Source organism: Candidatus Neomarinimicrobiota bacterium (assembly GCA_022573815.1).
GTDB lineage: Bacteria > Fidelibacterota > SORT01 > SORT01 > SORT01 > JACZTG01.
Genome location: JACZTG010000004.1, coordinates 21,742 through 41,158, shown reverse-complemented (window position 1 = coordinate 41,158; position 19,417 = coordinate 21,742). Strand labels below are relative to the sequence as shown.

Below are 19,417 nucleotides of genomic sequence, written 5' to 3'. Positions count from 1 at the left end.
TCGTATAACAGGACAGGATATGAAGAAAAGCTTTGAAATAAAGAAAATTATTAAGAACGCCAAATCATTGGCGGGTATAATCATTACCGCTATGATTATAAAGTCAACCATCGTTGAGGCTTATCAGATACCTACGGGATCAATGGAAAACACTATTCTTGTTGGCGATTTTATTCTCGGAAATAAATTCATTTTCGGAATTCGTATTCCCGGAACAGATTGGAAACTTCCGGCTTTCAAAGACCCGCGTCCCGGAGATATAATCATATTCAAATATCCTCGCGACCCAAGTCAAAATTATATTAAACGGGCAATTGCCGTGGGCGGACAGACAGTTCAAATCAAGGATAAAAAAGTTTATGTGGACGGTAAAATTATGGATTTTCCTAAACATGGTAAATTCACCGATCCGAACATTCGGGACAAAACTTTAATAGAGGGTCTGATTTATCCTAAAGGAGCCGGCAACAGAGACAACTACGGTCCTATTACAGTACCGGAAGACCAAATATTTGTTATGGGCGATAACAGGGATGAAAGCTACGACAGCCGTTATTGGGGATTGGTTCCTATGAAGAATGTTTTGGGCGAAGGGATGATAATTTACTGGTCATGGGATAAAACAATACCTCTTTACAATTTCATAGAAAGAGTTCGTTGGTCGAGAATCGGCACAATACTGAGCTAGGCTCAACTTCCGGAATTTATCTTCACGTTCCTTTTTGTAAATTCAAATGTCCATATTGCGATTTCTATTCTATCGAGAGCGGGGATGAAGATAAGCCGCTGAGAACGGAGTTTGTACAGTCTCTTTTGAAGGAGATCGAATCAACCGAAGAAAACGTCAGCGAAGTCGGGACAATATATTTCGGAGGTGGAACGCCGAGTATTCTCAACGGCGGCGAAATGGAATCAATCTTCGCAGCTCTAAGAAGTAAATTTTCTGTCAAAAGCGATGCGGAAATAACCGTTGAAGTAAATCCCGGTGAAGTTGATTTAGAGCGGCTTTCATCTTACTACAGTTCAGGAGTGAATAGGTTAAGTATCGGTGCTCAGTCATTTAAGGAAGAGGAACTTAAAACTTTAGGCAGAATACATTCTCCGGAGGAAATATCCGATACTGTATCTATTGCTATATCGGCGGGTTTCAATAATTATAATCTGGACTTAATATATGCCGTTCCCGGACAAACAGTTGATTCTGTATTGGATAACGTCAATTCAGCTGCAACGTTAAAACCGAATCATATTTCAGTTTATTCTCTCACTTACGAAAAGAGTACTCCTTACTACTCAATGAAAGAAAATGGCGAGTTAAATCCAATAGACGGAAAACTTGAGGAGGAGATGAGAAATTCTATTTTGGTTCTCCTAAAAGAAGAGGGTTATCATAGATACGAAATTTCCAGTTATTCGTTGGAAGGATACGAATCTAAACATAATTCAGCCTATTGGGGAGGCGCGTCTTATATAGGATTCGGTCCTTCGGCACATTCGTTCGACGGCAAGAGACGTTGGTGGAATGTGAGGGATGTAAATAAATATAACAAAATAATGAAATCAGGAGAGAGTCCGGTTGCCGGTTCGGAAGAGCTAAATAAAGAACAATTGATGTTTGAACGGATATTTTTAGCGCTCAGAACTTCATTTGGCTTGGAAATCCGCTCATTCGAGAAAGAATTCAATTTTGTATTCGGAGAGAAGTATAAATCTCAAATGGAAAAAATAAAAGGGCTGAGCGTTTCTCAGAATGAAGAGCTGATAACATATGAGAATGATCGAGTGGTTCTGACTGAGAAGGGTCTATTATTTGCAGACGAAATATCCGAGCTGTTTGCTCCATAATTTACCTATATCAGTATTTAAAATAGCCGCTATTCGATTGTTCTTGCTTTATAATTCAATAGATACGTAATTATTTGTATATAAGGAATAAGAATTCCCATGTTGTTCGCTAAAATTACCAGATTTATTTTTATTCTCCCTGTGATCGTTGTTTCGGTTTTATCAGCTTCTCAAATTCAAGCGGAGAAAACTTCAGAAATCCATATTATAACGGTTGAGTCGATTATCAATCCTGTATCTGCGGATTACATCGTGCAATCTATAGATGATGCGGTAGAAGCCGGAGCGACTGCTATAATTATTGAACTTGATACTCCCGGCGGATTGATGACATCTATGAGACAGATAGTGAAAGCGGAACTTGAAGCAAAGATACCGATTATAGTCTATGTCAGTCCATCAGGTTCCCGCGCCGGCTCGGCGGGAGTTTTTATAACAATGGCGGCGCATATAGCCGTGATGGATAACGGAACAAACATTGGTGCGGCGCATCCCGTGGGATTAGGAGGTTCGTCACCGGATTCGGGTAGCGTTATGTGGGACAAAGTGACCAATGATGCGGTAGCGCAAATTCGCGCAATAGCGGAGAAACGGAATCGAAATGCCGACTGGGCTGAAAAAGCTGTGGTCGAAAGCGCTTCTATAACTGAGAAAGTCGCATTGGAATTAAACGTTATTGATTATATAGCGCCGAATATCGATAGCCTTCTTTCGAGTTTACAGGGGGACAGCGTCAAACTTGAAGATAAAGTGGTTATCTTAGATTTCGAAAACGCTAATATCGTCAGAAAGGAAATGAACTTCCGTTATACTTTTCTACTAAAATTATCCGATCCGAACATCGCATATATTTTTATGATGTTAGGATTTTACGGCATCTTTTTTGAATTTTCTAATCCGGGGGCTTTGGTTCCGGGAATAATCGGCGGTATTTTCATTATATTAGCGTTATTCAGTTTCCAAACGCTCCCGATAAACTGGGCGGGCGTTGCACTTATCATATTTGCGATGATTCTGTTTATACTTGAAATAAAGGTGATAAGCTATGGCGGTTTGACGATTGGAGGCATAGTCGCCATGGTTCTCGGTTCAATTATGCTGATTGACTCACCGATTCCTGCTCTTCAGGTAAGTCTCTCCGTTATCATTCCCGCTGTTCTATTGACGGCATCATTTTTCATAATTTCGATGTATCTTTATTACAAGGCTCAGCAGATGAAACCCATGACAGGGATGGAAGGACTTATTGGAGATGTAGGAACCGCTCGAACGGATATAGATAATCAGGGAGAAGTGAATATTCACGGCGAGATTTGGAAGGCATTTAGCGACGAACCGATAAGCGCCGGAGAATCTGTGGAAATTGTTTCAGTTTCAGGTTTGAAATTAAATATTATTAAATCAAAAAAATGAGGTAAAAATGACTGCTCAAATAGTTCTGATATTAATATTAGCGATACTGTTTATATCAAGCGCGTTAAAAGTTGTCAGGGAATATGACAGAGGCGTAATCTTTAGACTTGGAAGAATACTCGGGGCAAAGGGACCCGGATTGATATTCCTGATTCCTCTTATTGATAAGATGGTTAAGGTAAGTCTTCGGGTAATAACAATGGATATTCCGACTCAGGATATTATAACAAAGGATAACGTTTCAGTAAAAGTAAACGCCGTTTTGTATTTCAGGGTTGTTGATCCGGTAAAAGCCATAGTAAATGTGGAAGATTATCTTTTTGCTACCGGTCAGCTTGCTCAGACTACTTTGCGGAGCATACTCGGGCAGGTTGAGCTGGATGACCTGCTTTCCAAAAGAGAATCAATTAACGAACAACTCCAAACAATCGTGGATGATCAGACCGACCCCTGGGGCGTAAAGGTCAGCCTGGTAGAACTCAAGCACGTCGATCTTCCTTCAGAAATGCAACGCGCAATGGCTAAGCAGGCTGAAGCTGAAAGAGATAGAAGAGCAAAGATTATTCATGCGGAAGGAGAATATCAGGCATCGGAAAAACTTGCTAAAGCAGCTGAAATACTTGGTACGCAACCGGCAGCCCTCCAGCTTCGGTATCTGCAAACTCTGACTGAAGTGGCGGCTGAAAACAATTCCACTTTAATTTTTCCTCTGCCAATAGAATTCTTAAAAGCATTTAGTCACTTTACGGATACTCCCTCAGATACCAAAAAAGAAAGCTAATTATCTGAAATAGTAATTTCCCATACATCCGTTACTGTGAGCATTCTTCATATTAACGGTGTACTTAATATAAAAAATTATACTTTGATAATAGAAGTAATGGAGTTATAGATTGATTAGAATTAATATATTGATAATGTTTGCGATGAGTTTTCTTACTTTAGTTTCTTGTTCATCCAACGAAAATAAAAGTAAAATACAAGCAGAGGTCATCTCCCTTGACAGTCCTGACCTAAAAGATATGCCTCATTTCGAACTCTCATACCTTGACGGTAGCCATTTTGATTCGAAATCATTAGAAGGCAAGGTAGTTTTCGTGGATTTTTGGGCAACATGGTGCGGTCCTTGTCTATTTGAAATTCCATCAATGGTGGAGATGGGTCATAAATATAAAGATGACGGATTCGAAATTGTGGGTATTGCTGTTCAATCAGGCAGCCAGGAAGATATACAGCCGACAATTGATAAATTGAAGATGGACTATCATGTTCTTATTGGAGATGATGAAGTTATGGACGCATTTGGGGGAATTTATGGATTTCCGACTAACTTTCTCATCACCAGAAAAGGGAAGATATATAAAACCTTTTTGGGTGTCTATCCTGAGAAAGATAAGGTAGTTGAAAAAGATGTTAGATATTTACTGGGCTTAGATGCCGAATCGACCGAATTAATTGGCTAATGTATATAAATTATGAAACTTTATTGCAGATTTACCGTCTATAACTATGTAATGATAAAGATATTGAATATAAACAGAAATACGTATGGGGACTGTTTAAGATAACGAAAGACTTCACCTAACACCTACAGAAAACACCTACCGAAAAAAATGCGGTGGTTTCGAAAGAAGCCACCGCCATTTATTTTATCCCGTATTGAATCTTCATTTAGTATTCATTAAATTCGCTTTATAATTTTAAGGTTATTTATTTGGAATTTAGTGAACTATTAAAAATCGTTGACGGTTATCAGAAAACGAGAATATTATTTTCAGCGGTTGACATAGGTATATTTGATAAAATAAACGCTAACCCTGCAAATGCAGAAGACGTTGCAGATAGATGCGGCACTGATTCTCGATATACCGAGACAATCCTTAACTCTCTTGTATCAATGAAATTTCTCGACAAGAATGATGATATTTATAGGAACACTGATGCCGCGGTTCAATACCTAATGAAAGACTCGGATTCTTATATTGGAGATATTATACTGTTTACTGGAAATTCCTGGGATGCGTGGGGAAAGTTGTCTGCATCAATAAAAGAGGGTAAGCCTAAATCCAAGCCATACATTGAAAAACAGCACGATAAAGAATGGGATGATTTCATTAAGGCAATGCATAATTATGCTCTGTCAAGAGGAGACGCTGATACCACTGCTCGTCTTATTGATTTATCAAAACAGAACAATCTTCTTGATGTCGCATGCGGACCGGGTACCTATTCTTTTGAACTGGCAAAAAAGTATTCGAACCTGAATATCATTCTTTTTGATCTTCCGAAAACCATCGGTATAACAAAGAAAATAGGAATTGAATATCCGTTTTCCGATAGGATAAAATATGTTGAAGGTGATTATAACGTTGACGACTTTCCTTCTTCATATGATTGTGCGCTTCTTTTTAATATCATTCATCAAGAGAATTATGACACTAATTTGAAATTGATAGGGAAAATTTTCGATGGACTCGACCAAGACGGAATTCTTATTATTAAAGATCACATATTAAACGAAGATAAAACGTTACCGGAAGACGGCTCCATTTTTTCTGTTCAGATGCGACTTACAAACGGCGGTAGATGTTACAGCGAAAGCGAGGTAAGGTCTTGGATGTCTGATGTTGGCTTTAGCGACATAACTAAAATCGGTCCGGCGGCTCCAATGACATCAGCATTTATGACCGGGATTAAGTAGTTTAAAATAAATGAAGAAGGATAAATGATGGAATACAGTTATTTAGGAAGAAGCGGTCTAAAGGTCTCGAAGCTCTGTCTCGGCACAATGAACTTCGGCCCATTTGCCGATGAACAAGAATCCCATGCGATTATGGATAAAGCGTTAGAAATAGGAATAAACTTTTTTGATACGGCAAATGTTTACGGCTGGAAAATGGGGGAAGGGTTGACGGAGAAAATATTAGGAAACTGGTTGGCAAAGGACGAAGTGAGAAGGAAGCAAATCGTCCTGGCAACCAAAGTTTACGGAGAGATGGGGAAAGATCCCAACGAGAGCGGATTATCGAAATACCACATCATTCGTGCTTGTGAGGAAAGTCTTCAACGGCTCCAAACTGACAGAATTGACCTGTATCAGATGCATCATGTGGAACGTTCTACTCCATATGAAGAGATATGGGAAGCGATGGAGCAGCTCGTTAAAGATGGGAAAGTGTTATATATAGGAAGCAGTAATTTTGCGGGATGGGATCTTGCTAAAGCCCAGTCCGTTGCGTCCAAACGAAATTTTATGGGAATTATTTCAGAGCAACATAAATATTCTTTAAGCTGCCGGTTACCGGAGCTTGAAGTGCTGCCATCCGCTAAAGATCACGGAATCGGAATAATCCCCTGGAGTCCGCTTGATGGTGGATTGTTGGGCGGTCATGCTTTCGACGCAAACAAAAAATCACGAACTGCCGATGACTTTTCTGTTTCAAAAATCAAATTGTTAAAGAAGAATATTGAGGATTATTATGCGTTTTGTAAGGAGTTGGGTGAATCGCCTGCTGATGTGGCGATAGCCTGGCTGCTACACAACGACGCCGTCACCTCACCAATAATCGGACCGCGGAATATGGAACAATTGACAGGAATAATAAAATCGATTGAGATAAAGTTAACTGAAGAATCTCTTAATAAATTAGATGAAATATGGCCGGGTCCCGGCGGCAGCGCGCCTGCGGCATATTCATGGTAAAATATTCAGAGTAAATCGTATTAAAGAAAGGCAACTAAGATGGAACCGACAAATGTTGAAATATTACCAAATGATTTAGCCATTAACTGGTCAGATAACCATGAGACATATATAGATTTTGTTACTCTCCGCACAGCGTGTCCGTGCGCCGCTTGCAAAGGAGAGGGACATTTATGGGGGAAAACCACTCCTACAATAGATACGAGTAATCTCCCGCCAAACGCGTTCGAGTTGGTAGGGGTGAGTCAAGTAGGGAATTATGCTATCCAGGCCGTTTGGGCCGATAGGCACGATTCGGGTATCTTCTCATACGATGTTTTGAGGTCACTTTGTCAATGCGAAGAATGTGTTGCAGACCGGGCAAAATAAATTAATTAAAATATGTTCACTGATAGTCCTGCTCTTTTTACTTGCCGGATGCGGACGATCTCTTATACCAAAATCATATGATAACGCTGTTTTTGAAGTCGAAGAAGAAGGTATCAAACTCTTTTTCGAGTTAAGAACAAGCGGTGGATTTGCTCTTCCCGGCGACAGATACATCATTTATGTTATCAATGAATCAGGAAAAGCCGTTGAGTTTGATTATAAAACCGATCGGTACTATTATTACACGATGACCCAGCGATATTTAGCGCACGTCTTTATGGTGGGAGGAACATTGCCGCGGTTCGTCAATCCCGGTCAGACTGTAACTATAGGACTTATGACGGATAGAAAAGGGCTATCTATTGAAGGTTTTGAGGTGATTTGGAAAAAAGCAGGCTTAAAATTATTCGCCGGAAAAAAAGAGAAAGAAAGCTAGCTGGCTTTGTAGGCGCTGAATTTATTTTCTTCGCCTTTTAACAATCGTTGAATATTACTTCGATGCGTATAAAAAATTAAAAACACGATAAGGACTGCGAATACATATCGCGCAATTTCAATATCTCCTTCAAAAAACTGCTCATGAATATATAAGCTTATTGGCAATGTGAGAGCTCCGAGCATGGAAGCAAGTGAAACATACTTCGTTGTTACAACGGTTGTAGCAAATACCGCAAAACAAAACAGAAGAGCAATCGGGTAAAGAGCAAGGAGCATACCGGCAGCGGTTCCGACACCCTTTCCACCTTTAAATCCGGCGAACAGCGTATAAATATGCCCTATAATCGAAAAACTTCCGGCAAGAATTTGTACCATAAGAGGATCGATAATTCCGTTAGTATAACCTAACTGAGCGATGTAATATGCCGCGAACCAGCCCTTCGCAAAATCAAATATCATCACCGACATTCCGATTTTCCAGCCGAGAGTCCGGAGCGCGTTAGTGCCTCCAACGTTTCCGCTGCCATACTCTCTGATGTCGATACCTCTTGTTAATCTTGCCGCAATTATCGCGCTTGGAATGGAGCCTACAAGATAGCTAAGGACGATTACAATTAGTAATTCTGTCAACCTATCGGTTCTCCTATAAATGCGGCGCCGATTGTGCCTAAGCCGGCATGGGCTCCAAGAGCCGGGGAAGCTTCAATGATATATATATCGTCCGTATTGAAATGTGATTTTATTTCCTGTTCCATCCATTTGGCGGATTTTGACGCTCTTGCGTGAACAACCGCAAATCTTAAATTCGTAAAGCCCCCAGTAGTTTTTATAAATGTTTTGAACACTTTCTTCGCCAAGGCCTTTTTACCGAATGATACGGTTACGGGTTTTCCTTTTCCTTCATCATCAAAGGTGATTATCGGTCGTAGATTGAGCGCTCTGGTTATAATACCTTTTGAAAGAGGAACTCTTCCGCTTCGTATTAAATTCGCAACATCCTCAATTCCAACAATAATTTCGGTATTTGGAACCATCTTTCTGGTCAATCGAATAATCTCATCATACGATTTTCCTTCTTCCAATAATTCAGCGGCATAGCGAACAAGAAGACCTAACGCGATGCTTGTGGTGGTGCTGTCAATTGTGGTAATGACAGTATCGGCTATATTCCTCGATACTGCTTGAGCAGACTGCAAGGTTCCGCTGGCAGCACCGGTGAGATGAATTGATATTATCTGATTGGATTTTTCTGCTACACTTTCATATATTTTTTTGAAATCCGCCGGAGTCGGCTGACTGGTGGTGGGCGAGACATCTGCCGCTTCGAACATATTATAAAACTCGCCTGTGTTCATTGTGGTTTTATCAAGGTAAGAGTCCGTTCCAAAATTTATTCGTAAAGGAACAATCCTAATCTTATGTTGTTTTAATATTTCTTCAGGTAAATCACACGACGAATCGGATACAATAGCGATTTTTCCTGCTTCCGAATCTTCAAACTGCGCTACATGCTGAGCTTTCATATCGTCTATTTTCTTATTCATCAGTTCTCCATATTGTTGTAAAATATCAAATACTTCATCGGGACTGTTGGTATGGACGTGAATTTTAATTTTATTCGGAGAACCGGCGACAATCAATGAATCTCCGATTTTAAGGAGTTTTTCTTTAATTTCTGATTTGTTAATATTCGAGCCGGATACAATACATTCCGTACAATATTGAAATTTTATATCTTCGGGAGCCATTTCAATTTTTGGATGACTTATTTTTATATCTTCAACCTCTTTTGGCAGATTACTTAAGTTACCGGAATCTATATAATTATAAATACCTTCAATAAAGTAAACAAAACCCTGCGCGCCCGAATCAACGACTCCCGCATCTGCCAATAATTTCATTTGTTTCGGAGTATTCGCAAGAGAAATTTTTGCTTCAGCAAGCGACTTCTGTATAATATCAACAAAATCTTGTGATTTTACCGATGCTGTTTCAACAGCTTTCCCCCAGGCATTCATAACTGTAAGTATTGTGCCTTCAACTGGGTCAGCTATTGCGCTGCTGGCTGTTTCTATAGCATTATTTATTGCTGAGGAAAAAGTTTTAATGTCAATTTTATCTTCACCGGTTAAATTTTCGGAAAAACCGTAGAAGAATTGAGCTAATATCACTCCGGAGTTACCTTGCGCCCCCATCAAAGCTGAATCGGCAACTGTCCCGCTTACCTCTTCAATCGAACTTGCCTCCGAATTAACCAGAGCGGTGTGAATACTTTTGAGAGTTATTGCCATATTTGTTCCGGTATCATTATCAGCTACCGGGAAAACGTTGATTTTATTAAGATATTCCGCTTGGGATATAACCCAATCTGATCCGGCAAGAAGAGCTCTTAATAGACGAGGTCCATTTAGATAAAAGATTTTCATCAGATTGAAAAATATAGTATAGCGTTCAAATAATGTCAAGCAGGATAAGGGCATCAATAATGATTTTCTAATCATAGGAGGCGATTTTTGAGGTTTTCGATTGCGTAATATACTTTCTATTACTATACTTACGATGAATTATAGACGTTTATCAGATAACTGAAAAAAGGGTATAAATTGAAGAAATTTGGTCTGCAAATCGTTTTATTGGTTATAACTATAGCCGCATGTTCATCTTCAGCAGAAAAAGCGTATAATGATATTACGGTCGAAGAAGTACGGAAGATGCTTAAAGACAAAGACGAAAATATCTTCTTGCTGGATGTTCGAACGTTAGAAGAGTATTACGGTGAGTTGGGGCATTTGCCTACAGCGACGCTGATTCCGCATAACAAGCTCGAAGAGAGATTGAATGAGCTTTCCGAGCATAAAGATAAAAAGATCATCGCATATTGCAGATCCGGAGTACGGAGTGTAATCGCATCAGAAATTTTATCCAAAAACGGATACGACGTATACAACATGACTGGTGGTATGAAGTTATTTAAGAGTACGTATCCGAATTACTAATAAGTCAGGAGTGAAATGAATTTATTAATTATATCAAATTATCTTCACCTAATATCAATGGCAGCATGGGTAGGAGGTATGTTATATATGGTTCTTGTTGAAGTACCGGTGTTGAAAAATAATATGGAGCCGGCAGAATTCAGTAATAAAATGTCTTTGCTCGGCAAGCGATTTAAAAATATTGGATGGATACTTTTATTCCTTCTTTTTGCAACGGGCTTACTGAATATTATACTTGAACCGGATATTTCATCTATGATGAAATCAGAAACTTATCGTATGAGCATTACTGTAAAGCTAATATTATTTACGTTAATGGTTTTGAATACGGCAATTCATTCTTTGTATTTAGGACCAAAAATGTCTCAACTTTCAGAAAAAATGAACTCCGGAAACGGAGACGATATTAGTTCCGACCTTCTTAATCTGCGAAAGAGATCTATGTTTTCGTCTGCGTTAAGCTTATTACTTTCGTTAGTAATTGTCTATTTTGGATTGCTCGCTTCTCAGGTATAGAAATCAATATTATTGGATTAGTCAGATCATGAGCTAAATCTTGAAAAAAACAATAATACTTTTCACTTTTTTGCTTCAGATCTCCTGTGCTTATTACAATACATTTTATAACGCAAAAAAATATTATAATAAGGGTCGAGAAGATGCTGAGAAAAATATTTCAACTCTGATTTCAAATTCTGAAATTAAGAATTATAATCTTACCGTTGAAAAATGCGAATCAGTATTAGTAAAATTCCCCAATAGTAGATATGTAGATGATGCGCTTCTTTTAATGAGTAAAGCCCAGTTTTACTTAGGCGACTATCAAAAATCTAAAATCAATTTGGAAGAATTGGTTCGGCGATTCCCGGAAAGCAATCTAAAAGATGAGGCGCTGCTATGGACAGGCAGAGCGGTTTGGAAGTTGGGACAATTCACCTTAGCAGAGAGTGGAATTACAGAAGTGCTCAACAGTACTGATGACAGAAAACTACTCTCAGCGGGAAATGATATGCTCGCTGAAATTTACAGAGACAGAAATGATGCTGAGAACGAAATCAAGTATCTTCGGGATGTTATTGTATATAGTGATGATAATCAACAAAAAGCTGAGACATATTACAGAATCGGATTGATATTAATTGAACAAAATAAATTTAAGGAAGCTATTAGTTCTTTTCAAAAAGTAGAAATTCAATTACCAACTCCTGAGTTATTAATTAAAGCAAAGATGGAGAATACCAGAGCATTAAAGCATATGGGAAATACTACGGAAGCTCTCGATATTCTTCAGGCGATGCTTGATTCCCGGCGATTTAAGAATATTTGGGGAGATATTGAATTAGAAATTGCAGAAATAGCAGCCTTAACGGGTGATGTAGATGGCGCCATTGAACAATATGGCGCGATTGCAATTACCTATCCAAAAAGTGAAGTAGCAATGGATGCATGGTTGAAGCTGGCGAAATTACATACGTTTCCTTTAGATAATGATAATAAATATATCAATTATCCGTACGGTATGGAATATTTTCATAGAGCTGAAAAAGAACTTAAAAAAGGCTCATATTCTGAAAACTCCAAACGAAATAGGATTAAAATAAAAGGGTTCTTGCAATCATCCGATAATGTTGATAAAGACAAAATTGAACTTATCTGGCTTTCAGGTGATGAAGATACGGCAAGTGAACAATGGCATCAATTCACTCTTAGTCAAAATGAGCGATTGGATGGTATTCTTCCGGCAAGGAAACTTAAGCAGAAGAAAAAAACGCAAAATGAAATCGAGGAGGAGGAAGAAAGGAATCTGGAAGAAAAGAGATTATTAAATCAGCAGTTATTTGCAGAACAAACCGGATTTGATGAAAAAGAAAATTTACCTATCGCTAAAATAAATACAGAGAATGATTCTCTCGCTTTGAAAAATTTAGGTAATGTAAACATAGATTCAACTACATCGGATAGCGCGATGCAAACTGAACTTAATGTTGTTGATAAGAAGAAAGAGAGCCCATTTAAAAATAGATCTAAAGCAGCGGTAATCATAGAACTAATTCATAATGAATATCTTATGGCTGAGTTTTATCAATTAGACCTTAATCAGCCCGACTCGGCAAGGACGATTTATGAGCATATTCTTACAGAATATCCGGATTCGGAATTTGCGCCTCGTTCTGCTCTTTCACTTGGTATTCTTCAGATGAAAACCAATCAGACATTTGCTGATTCTATGTTTAATCTTATACTCACAAAATATCCTGATAGCCCCTCTACAATTGAAGTAAACAGGAGATTGAATACTTTGTCCTCCCGGGCTAATTTCCGAGCAAATCCTGAATCGATTTTATATGAGCAGGCTTACGATAAAGCGTTTATAAGTAAGAATGATAAAGATGCTTTAAAACTTGTAGCGTTAATTGAAAGCAACTATCCCGGCTCTTATATCGCGGCAAAAGCTGCATATTTAAGAGCATATATGATAGATAGTTCTAATGAGTCGCCTGAGAACTCACTTAAAGAATATAATCGCGTAATTGAAAATTATTCGGAAAGTGAATTTGCCAGAGAATCCAGAATAAGAGTTGCGCGATTAAACCTTATTATTGAAAAACCTGAAGAAAATATTAAAGATGAAGACCAACCGCGAAATAAAAGTTCAAAAAAGAGTAAACAAATAATCACTAAGTAATGGGAAGATCTTCCGTTAAAGTACTGTCGAACAGGAATATCGCACGGAGCACATTCTCTCTGACTTTTGAATCTACTCCTGAGTTGTTTCAATCAAAACCCGGTCAGTTCATCAATATAAAAATTCGAGGCGAAGAAGCGCCGTTATTCAGAAGACCATTCAGTATTGCATCTGTTCAGGACAACTCAATTGAAATAATTTATGCGGTAATTGGCAAGGGAACATTCTATCTGTCAAATCTCAATACGGGCGACTATTTGGATATTATCGGCCCGCTTGGCAGCTGCTTTAAATTTGATACCGAAAAATCCAATTACTTGCTTGTAGGAGGCGGTGTAGGTGTTCCTCCGCTTTTATATCTTGCGGATGTGATGAATAAATACGAAATCAGACCGAAATTTTTGGCAGGATTCAAGAATTCAGCTGTATGTTTTATAAGTGATAATAGCAAATCAATTAGCGTCGCTACAGATGACGGTTCTCGCGGCTATCACGGCGTTGTGACTGATTTACTGGTAGAGCGTCTCAATGAAAGTAAATGGGATGGTATATACGCCTGCGGCCCTGAGCCTATGCTTTCTGTTGTCAGTGAGATTGCGAACAAAATGAATATGCCCTGCTCTCTGTCTGTTGAAAGAGTATTCGGCTGCGGCACCGGCATTTGCTTTGGATGTATAATCGACAGTTCCTTAAAGCGCTATACTGAAACCGGAAATAAATATATGCTGGCTTGTAAAGACGGACCCGTTTTTGATTCTACGAACATAAATATATGATTGAGAAAAACACAGATAAGTGGGAAGTGGATTTAACTGTTGATCTCGGGAAATTAAAATTAAAAAATCCCTTATTCTCAGCGTCCGGCACATTCGGCTATGGTGATGAATTAAAGGGTATCATAAATCCTGATGAATTAGGAGCTATCTGCACAAAATCCATTACACCAAAGGCACGTGAGGGAAATCCAGCTCCAAGGATTGCGGAACTTGACTATGGAATGTTAAATTCCATAGGGTTGGCTAATGTCGGCTTGCGGTCGTTTATCGCCGATAAGATGCCTTACCTTGCTGAATTATCCACAAATGTAATAGTTAACGTAGCAGGCTTTTCCATTGATGATTATTTGGAAGTTGTAATCGCATTGGAATCTGAAAAAGGAATTGATGGATATGAGATAAACATTTCTTGCCCTAATGTGGATGGAGGCTTGGAATTTGGCAGTTCGGCGAAATCAGCGGAAGAGCTGACTAAGAGGATAAGAAAAGAAACTGAGCGGTTTTTGATGGTAAAATTATCACCGAATGTAACGGATATTTCAGAAATTGCAAAAGCGGTAGAAGGAGCCGGCGCGGATTCTATTTCGCTCATCAATACTCTTGTAGGAATGGAAGTTGATATAAACAGTGAACTGCCGTTGTTACAAAGAAAAAAAGGCGGATATAGCGGTCCCGGAATTAAACCTGTCGCGCTTGCAATGGTAAATAGCGTCTATCAAAATGTAAAGATACCGGTCGTGGGAATAGGTGGAATAATGAATGCTTCCGATGTAGTTCAATTTATGCTGGTAGGAGCGACCGCCGTCCAATTGGGGACGACAAATTTCATTAATCCCGAATCCTTTAGTGATATTCTTGATGATTTAATTAACATTGCCGAATCAAAAGGATTAAGAAATATATCCGACCTTACGGGTAGGTTAAAAGAATGGGAATAATCCGTCCAATATTGATTACGGTTATATTGTTCTCCATTATATCGTGCTCTGCAAACCCTCGCTTTCGTGCGGGGAATATCAATAGACCGCAAAAAAACACTGACAAAAACAGCACAGGACTCGAAAAAGTACAGTACGGTATATCATCATATTACGGTCCTAAATTTCATGGGAAACTAACCGCAAACGGTGAGATATTTGATATGTATAAAATATCAGCTGCGCATCGGTATTTACCGTTAGGTACTATAATTCAGGTAAGAAACCTCGATAACAATAAAACATTGCGGATAAGAATTAATGACAGGGGACCTTACGTAAATAATCGGGTTCTTGACTGTTCTTACGCGGCTGCGTTGAAGCTCGATTTTGTAGAGCAGGGAACTGCGAATATAAAGTTGGTAGTGATAGAAATGGGTACCGGTAAAAGATAGACGGTGTAAATGAGAGGATAATTTATGTCTGAAAATAGTAAACGAATATTAGTAGCTCTTGCAGGCACTCCGTTGATTATCGCATCACTATATATGGGGAATATATTTTTCTTGATAATCATCGGTATAATCGCTCTTGTAGGCCAAAAAGAATATTACGCGTTCGCGTCTGCAAAGGGCTTAAATCCAAATAAATCTGTAGGTCATTTTTTTGCTATCATAATTCTATTATCGTTTTACTTTCATTTCGAAGCCGGTCTGATTAACGTATTGATTGTCGCTGTAATGGTTTCTATGGTTATAGAAATATTTTCCAAACATGAATCCCCCATACAGAACAGCGCGGTGACTTTATTTTCTCTTATTTATCCCGTCATCTTAATTGGAACCTTATATCCACTTAGAGAAATCGATTCAACTTATAATGACACCGGATTTAATCTTGTAATGGCAATATTTATTGGTGTTTGGTTGTCTGATATATCGGCATATTATTTAGGCAAAGCATTCGGAAAACACAAATTGAATGAGCGAATCAGTCCCAAAAAAACGTGGGAGGGTGCAATTGCAGGATTCAGCGCATCGTTAATCTCAATGTTTCTGATGAAGCAGACAGGTTTCTTAGGTTCATCTTTTTCAATTATTGACATTTCCTTTTTTGCGATATTCGGCGGCATTGGAGGACAGTTCGGAGATTTATTCGAATCAATGATAAAAAGAGATGCCGGAGTTAAGGATTCCGGTTCATTTCTGCCCGGTCACGGAGGGATGTTGGATCGGTTCGACGGAGTACTTTTCGCGGCTCCTCTGACTTATATATACTTACTCTTGAGATAATTCATTATTTATTTGCAGCATTGCAACTATGCATTAAATAATAAGTATTCAAAAAATATATCTCATCGAAAATGTCTTGAATATTATTATCTTTATTCAGTAATTTTAGCGTTCTGACTAATATTATACAGATAAGGTTTGGATGAAGAAATATGAGTAAAAAGTATCAGAATTATGTTGATGGAAAATGGTGCGACGCCATTAGCGGGGAGACATTCGAAAATAGAAATCCCGCTAATTGGGACGAATTAGTAGGGACTTTTCCAAGTTCAAACGAGGAAGACGTTAACAAGGCGGTTTCCGCTGCTAACGCTGCATTTAACGAATGGAAGCAGGTTCCCGCTCCTATAAGGGGTAATATGATTCAGAAAGCAGGCGATATTCTCGTTGAAAGGAAAAAAGAGATTGCCGAACTAATGACTCGTGAAATGGGTAAGGTGTTGCTTGAAACACTTGGAGATACACAAGAAGGTATTGATACTGCCTATTATTCAGCTTCTGAGAGCAGAAGAATGTTCGGTTACACGGCGCCTTCTGAATTGCGAGATAAGTTTAATATGGTTATTCGGAGACCAATAGGCACTGCCGGAGTCATCTCTCCATGGAATTTCCCTCTTGCAATACCTACCTGGAAGATATTTCCCGCTCTTACCTGCGGCAACACTGTCGTTTTTAAACCTGCATCTGATACTCCCGCCACAGCGACGCTTTTCGTTGAAGTACTGCTTGATGCCGGTATTCCTCCGGGTGTTATCAATATCGTTCACGGTGGCGGCAGAAGCGTGGGAACTCCTATAGTTGAGCATGAAAACATCGACCTGATTTCATTTACCGGTTCTTCGGAGGTCGGCAGAATGATTGCTTCTTCGGGAGGGAGAGCTCTTAAAAGAGTCTCCCTTGAGCTTGGGGGGAAAAATGCTCAAATAGTAATGGATGACGCGGACATTGATTTGGCGATTGAAGGAGTCCTATGGGGAGCATTTGGAACAGCGGGACAACGCTGTACCGCTACAAGCAGATTAATATTACATGAGGCTATTCACGATAATTTCATAGACCTGCTCATAGGGAAAATAGAGAATCTTAAACTCGGAAATGGCTTGGACGAATCAGTTGAAGTGGGTCCCATCGTTAATGAAGATCAGAGGAAAGGCATTGATGAATATGTGGAGATAGGTAAATCCGAGGGAGCAACTCTGTCAGCCGGGGGGGGATTCGGTACCGGCGGAGAACTTGACGCAGGGTGGTTTTATAAACCTACACTGTTCACTGATGTTCATCCCGAAATGAGAATTGCAAAGGAAGAAATATTTGGTCCTGTATTAAGCGTGCTGAAATTCAAGACATTCGAAGAGGCGATAGATATATCTAACAACATTGATTACGGCCTCTCTTCGAGCATTTATACAAAAAACATTAACAATGCGTTTAAGGCGATTAAGGATATTGATACCGGAATAACTTATATCAACGGTCCCACCATCGGAGCTGAATGCAATATGCCGTTCGGCGGATGCAAAGATACAGGTAATGGTCATCGTGAAGGAGGAAGTAGCGCGTTTGATTTCTTCACAGAAGAAAAAACCGTGTATGTAGATTTTTCAGGTAAGCTCCAGAGAGCGCAAATAGATAATGAATGATAATTCAGTTGGAGGGGATGAATAATATATGAATATCAATGCAAGCAAAGTTAAGGATTCCTTATCTCATCATATCCTTGCAGATGGAATGGATATGATATTTGATGAAGAAAAAAGTGAAGGCTCATGTTTTGTAGATAAAAGAGACGGAAGAAAATTCGTTGATCTGTTTTCCTTTTTTGCATCTTCCCCTGTTGGCTTCAATCATCATCGAATACGGGAAGCAAGCGATAAATTAGGTAAAATAGCAAAACATAAACCTACCCTTTCCGATGTTTACACCGATACTTTTGCTGAATTTGTCGAAACATTTAGTAATTTTGGAATACCCGAAGAATTGCAACACGCATTTTTCATTGAAGGTGGTGCTCTTGGTGTAGAAAATGCCTTGAAAGCCGCTTTCGACTGGAAAGTTAGAAAAAATCTGGCTAAAGGAAAGGGAGAGAAAGGCTCAAAAGTAATTCACTTTAAAAACGCTTTTCATGGAAGAACGGGCTATACTCTTTCATTGACGAACACCGGCGAACACAAAATTATGTATTTCCCAAAATTTGATTGGCCGAGGATAAGCGCTCCCGCAATCCAATTTCCGTTAGAGGATAATGAAGAACAGATCATTGCGGCAGAAAACAAATCTCTCGAGGAGATAAAATCCGCTCTCTCTCAAAATCCGGATGATATTGCGGCGCTCATAATTGAGCCAATACAATCAGAAGGCGGAGATAATCATTTTCGCGGTGAATTTCTTGCTGAATTGCGGACATTAGCTGATGAATCGGAATTTATGTTGATCTTTGACGAGGTTCAAACGGGAGTCGGGCTCACCGGTAAATTCTGGGCGTATGAAAATTCTGACACTATTCCTGATATGATTTCTTTTGGTAAGAAGATGCAGGTATGTGGATTCCTTGCCGGTAAAAGATTGGACGAAGTTGAGGATAACGTATTTCAGTCATCCGGCAGAATTAACTCCACATTTGGCGGTAATATTGTGGATATGGCGAGAACATCTATCTATCTCAATATTATCAAAGATGAAAATCTGCTGCAAAATGCTGAAACGGTGGGGAATCATCTCCTATACAGAATACAAGCTCTTCAGGATGAGTTCAACGGTTTTGTTTCAAATGCTCGTGGGAAAGGATTGTTATGCGCATTTGATCTGCCGACAGCGAAAGAAAGAGATGATATTGTCAATAAGATAATAGAGAACGGCGCTATTATTCTCGGCTGCGGCGAAAGAACCATAAGATTTCGACCTTCATTAACAATTTCTACAGATGATATTGACAAGGGAATTGACTGTATAGAGAAATCTCTTAAGTCGCACTACTCCTAAGTT

General features: G+C 39.1%; 20 protein-coding genes. 18 read left to right on the top strand and 2 right to left on the bottom strand.

Annotated features, from left to right (window positions below; genetic code table 11):
• The first annotated feature begins 19 nt into the window (after window positions 1-19).
• The 9 genes from lepB to IIB39_02580 all read left to right on the top strand — a co-directional run bounded on the left by lepB (window position 20) and on the right by IIB39_02580 (window position 7,766).
• Window positions 20-688 carry a signal peptidase I gene (lepB, locus tag IIB39_02620; GenBank protein MCH8927591.1) on the top strand — a complete coding sequence of 223 codons (669 nt, stop codon included), beginning with the start codon at window positions 20-22 and terminating at the stop codon, window positions 686-688.
• Window positions 658-1,845: a radical SAM family heme chaperone HemW gene (gene hemW, locus IIB39_02615; protein MCH8927590.1), complete on the top strand. Its 1,188-nt coding sequence runs from the start codon at window positions 658-660 to the stop codon at window positions 1,843-1,845. The genes lepB and hemW overlap by 31 nt, the downstream gene beginning before the upstream one ends.
• Window positions 1,846-1,944: 99 nt before the next feature.
• The gene (locus tag IIB39_02610) at window positions 1,945-3,258 is read left to right on the top strand and encodes a nodulation protein NfeD (protein MCH8927589.1); all 1,314 of its coding nucleotides are present in this window, start codon (window positions 1,945-1,947) and stop codon (window positions 3,256-3,258) included.
• A 7-nt stretch (window positions 3,259-3,265) separates the two neighbouring features.
• Window positions 3,266-4,039: a slipin family protein gene (locus IIB39_02605; protein MCH8927588.1), complete on the top strand. Its 774-nt coding sequence runs from the start codon at window positions 3,266-3,268 to the stop codon at window positions 4,037-4,039.
• Window positions 4,040-4,151: 112 nt separating this feature from the next.
• A complete protein-coding gene (locus IIB39_02600; GenBank protein MCH8927587.1) occupies window positions 4,152-4,721 on the top strand; it encodes a TlpA family protein disulfide reductase in 570 nt (189 codons plus the stop codon).
• 251 nt (window positions 4,722-4,972) lie between these two features.
• Entirely contained in the window at window positions 4,973-5,959 is a 987-nt protein-coding gene (locus tag IIB39_02595) for a methyltransferase domain-containing protein (GenBank protein MCH8927586.1), read from the top strand.
• Between the two features lie 27 nt (window positions 5,960-5,986).
• Window positions 5,987-6,961, top strand: coding sequence for an aldo/keto reductase (locus tag IIB39_02590; GenBank protein MCH8927585.1), 975 nt, complete (start codon window positions 5,987-5,989; stop codon window positions 6,959-6,961).
• A gap of 39 nt (window positions 6,962-7,000) precedes the next feature.
• Entirely contained in the window at window positions 7,001-7,330 is a 330-nt protein-coding gene (locus IIB39_02585) for a DUF971 domain-containing protein (protein MCH8927584.1), read from the top strand.
• Window positions 7,311-7,766 carry a hypothetical protein gene (locus IIB39_02580; GenBank protein ID MCH8927583.1) on the top strand — a complete coding sequence of 152 codons (456 nt, stop codon included), beginning with the start codon at window positions 7,311-7,313 and terminating at the stop codon, window positions 7,764-7,766. Before IIB39_02585 ends, IIB39_02580 begins: the two co-directional genes overlap by 20 nt.
• Here IIB39_02580 and plsY read toward each other — a convergent pair.
• Window positions 7,763-8,398 carry a glycerol-3-phosphate 1-O-acyltransferase PlsY gene (plsY, locus tag IIB39_02575; protein MCH8927582.1) on the bottom strand — a complete coding sequence of 212 codons (636 nt, stop codon included), beginning with the start codon at window positions 8,396-8,398 and terminating at the stop codon, window positions 7,763-7,765. The two genes, IIB39_02580 and plsY, sit on opposite strands and share 4 nt — an antisense overlap.
• Entirely contained in the window at window positions 8,395-10,194 is a 1,800-nt protein-coding gene (locus IIB39_02570) for a DegV family EDD domain-containing protein (GenBank protein ID MCH8927581.1), read from the bottom strand. Before IIB39_02570 ends, plsY begins: the two co-directional genes overlap by 4 nt.
• Window positions 10,195-10,479: 285 nt before the next feature.
• Between IIB39_02570 and IIB39_02565 the strand changes: the two genes are divergently transcribed.
• The 9 genes from IIB39_02565 to IIB39_02525 all read left to right on the top strand — a co-directional run bounded on the left by IIB39_02565 (window position 10,480) and on the right by IIB39_02525 (window position 19,414).
• Complete coding sequence (locus IIB39_02565) at window positions 10,480-10,764, top strand: rhodanese-like domain-containing protein (GenBank protein ID MCH8927580.1); 285 nt, start codon at window positions 10,480-10,482, stop codon at window positions 10,762-10,764.
• A gap of 15 nt (window positions 10,765-10,779) precedes the next feature.
• Window positions 10,780-11,280 (top strand): DUF4149 domain-containing protein, encoded by a 501-nt coding sequence (locus IIB39_02560; protein ID MCH8927579.1) that lies wholly within the window; start codon window positions 10,780-10,782, stop codon window positions 11,278-11,280.
• A gap of 40 nt (window positions 11,281-11,320) precedes the next feature.
• On the top strand, window positions 11,321-13,450 hold the full coding sequence (locus IIB39_02555) for a tetratricopeptide repeat protein (protein ID MCH8927578.1): 2,130 nt from the start codon (window positions 11,321-11,323) through the stop codon (window positions 13,448-13,450).
• Entirely contained in the window at window positions 13,450-14,226 is a 777-nt protein-coding gene (locus IIB39_02550; GenBank protein ID MCH8927577.1) for a dihydroorotate dehydrogenase electron transfer subunit, read from the top strand. The genes IIB39_02555 and IIB39_02550 overlap by 1 nt, the downstream gene beginning before the upstream one ends.
• Window positions 14,223-15,164: a dihydroorotate dehydrogenase gene (locus IIB39_02545; GenBank protein MCH8927576.1), complete on the top strand. Its 942-nt coding sequence runs from the start codon at window positions 14,223-14,225 to the stop codon at window positions 15,162-15,164. The genes IIB39_02550 and IIB39_02545 overlap by 4 nt, the downstream gene beginning before the upstream one ends.
• Window positions 15,155-15,598, top strand: a complete 444-nt coding sequence (locus tag IIB39_02540; protein MCH8927575.1) for a septal ring lytic transglycosylase RlpA family protein — start codon at window positions 15,155-15,157, stop codon at window positions 15,596-15,598. The genes IIB39_02545 and IIB39_02540 overlap by 10 nt, the downstream gene beginning before the upstream one ends.
• Window positions 15,599-15,622: 24 nt before the next feature.
• Window positions 15,623-16,435 carry a phosphatidate cytidylyltransferase gene (locus IIB39_02535; protein MCH8927574.1) on the top strand — a complete coding sequence of 271 codons (813 nt, stop codon included), beginning with the start codon at window positions 15,623-15,625 and terminating at the stop codon, window positions 16,433-16,435.
• Window positions 16,436-16,587: 152 nt separating this feature from the next.
• The gene (locus IIB39_02530) at window positions 16,588-18,075 is read left to right on the top strand and encodes an aldehyde dehydrogenase family protein (protein MCH8927573.1); all 1,488 of its coding nucleotides are present in this window, start codon (window positions 16,588-16,590) and stop codon (window positions 18,073-18,075) included.
• A gap of 28 nt (window positions 18,076-18,103) precedes the next feature.
• Window positions 18,104-19,414, top strand: a complete 1,311-nt coding sequence (locus IIB39_02525; GenBank protein ID MCH8927572.1) for an L-lysine 6-transaminase — start codon at window positions 18,104-18,106, stop codon at window positions 19,412-19,414.
• Window positions 19,415-19,417: the final 3 nt, after the last annotated feature.

Excerpts from the sequence above, each read along its gene's own strand:
- lepB (MCH8927591.1), top strand. The coding sequence starts at position 20 with ATGAAGAAAAGCTTTGAAATAAAGAAAATTATTAAGAACGCCAAATCA.
- IIB39_02610 (MCH8927589.1), top strand. The coding sequence starts at position 1,945 with ATGTTGTTCGCTAAAATTACCAGATTTATTTTTATTCTCCCTGTGATC.
- IIB39_02605 (MCH8927588.1), top strand. The coding sequence starts at position 3,266 with ATGACTGCTCAAATAGTTCTGATATTAATATTAGCGATACTGTTTATA.
- IIB39_02590 (MCH8927585.1), top strand. The coding sequence starts at position 5,987 with ATGGAATACAGTTATTTAGGAAGAAGCGGTCTAAAGGTCTCGAAGCTC.
- IIB39_02585 (MCH8927584.1), top strand. The coding sequence starts at position 7,001 with ATGGAACCGACAAATGTTGAAATATTACCAAATGATTTAGCCATTAAC.
- IIB39_02570 (MCH8927581.1), bottom strand. The coding sequence starts at position 10,194 with ATGAAAATCTTTTATCTAAATGGACCTCGTCTATTAAGAGCTCTTCTT.
- IIB39_02565 (MCH8927580.1), top strand. The coding sequence starts at position 10,480 with ATGCTTAAAGACAAAGACGAAAATATCTTCTTGCTGGATGTTCGAACG.
- IIB39_02560 (MCH8927579.1), top strand. The coding sequence starts at position 10,780 with ATGAATTTATTAATTATATCAAATTATCTTCACCTAATATCAATGGCA.
- IIB39_02550 (MCH8927577.1), top strand. The coding sequence starts at position 13,450 with ATGGGAAGATCTTCCGTTAAAGTACTGTCGAACAGGAATATCGCACGG.
- IIB39_02545 (MCH8927576.1), top strand. The coding sequence starts at position 14,223 with ATGATTGAGAAAAACACAGATAAGTGGGAAGTGGATTTAACTGTTGAT.
- IIB39_02540 (MCH8927575.1), top strand. The coding sequence starts at position 15,155 with ATGGGAATAATCCGTCCAATATTGATTACGGTTATATTGTTCTCCATT.
- IIB39_02535 (MCH8927574.1), top strand. The coding sequence starts at position 15,623 with ATGTCTGAAAATAGTAAACGAATATTAGTAGCTCTTGCAGGCACTCCG.
- IIB39_02530 (MCH8927573.1), top strand. The coding sequence starts at position 16,588 with ATGAGTAAAAAGTATCAGAATTATGTTGATGGAAAATGGTGCGACGCC.
- IIB39_02525 (MCH8927572.1), top strand. The coding sequence starts at position 18,104 with ATGAATATCAATGCAAGCAAAGTTAAGGATTCCTTATCTCATCATATC.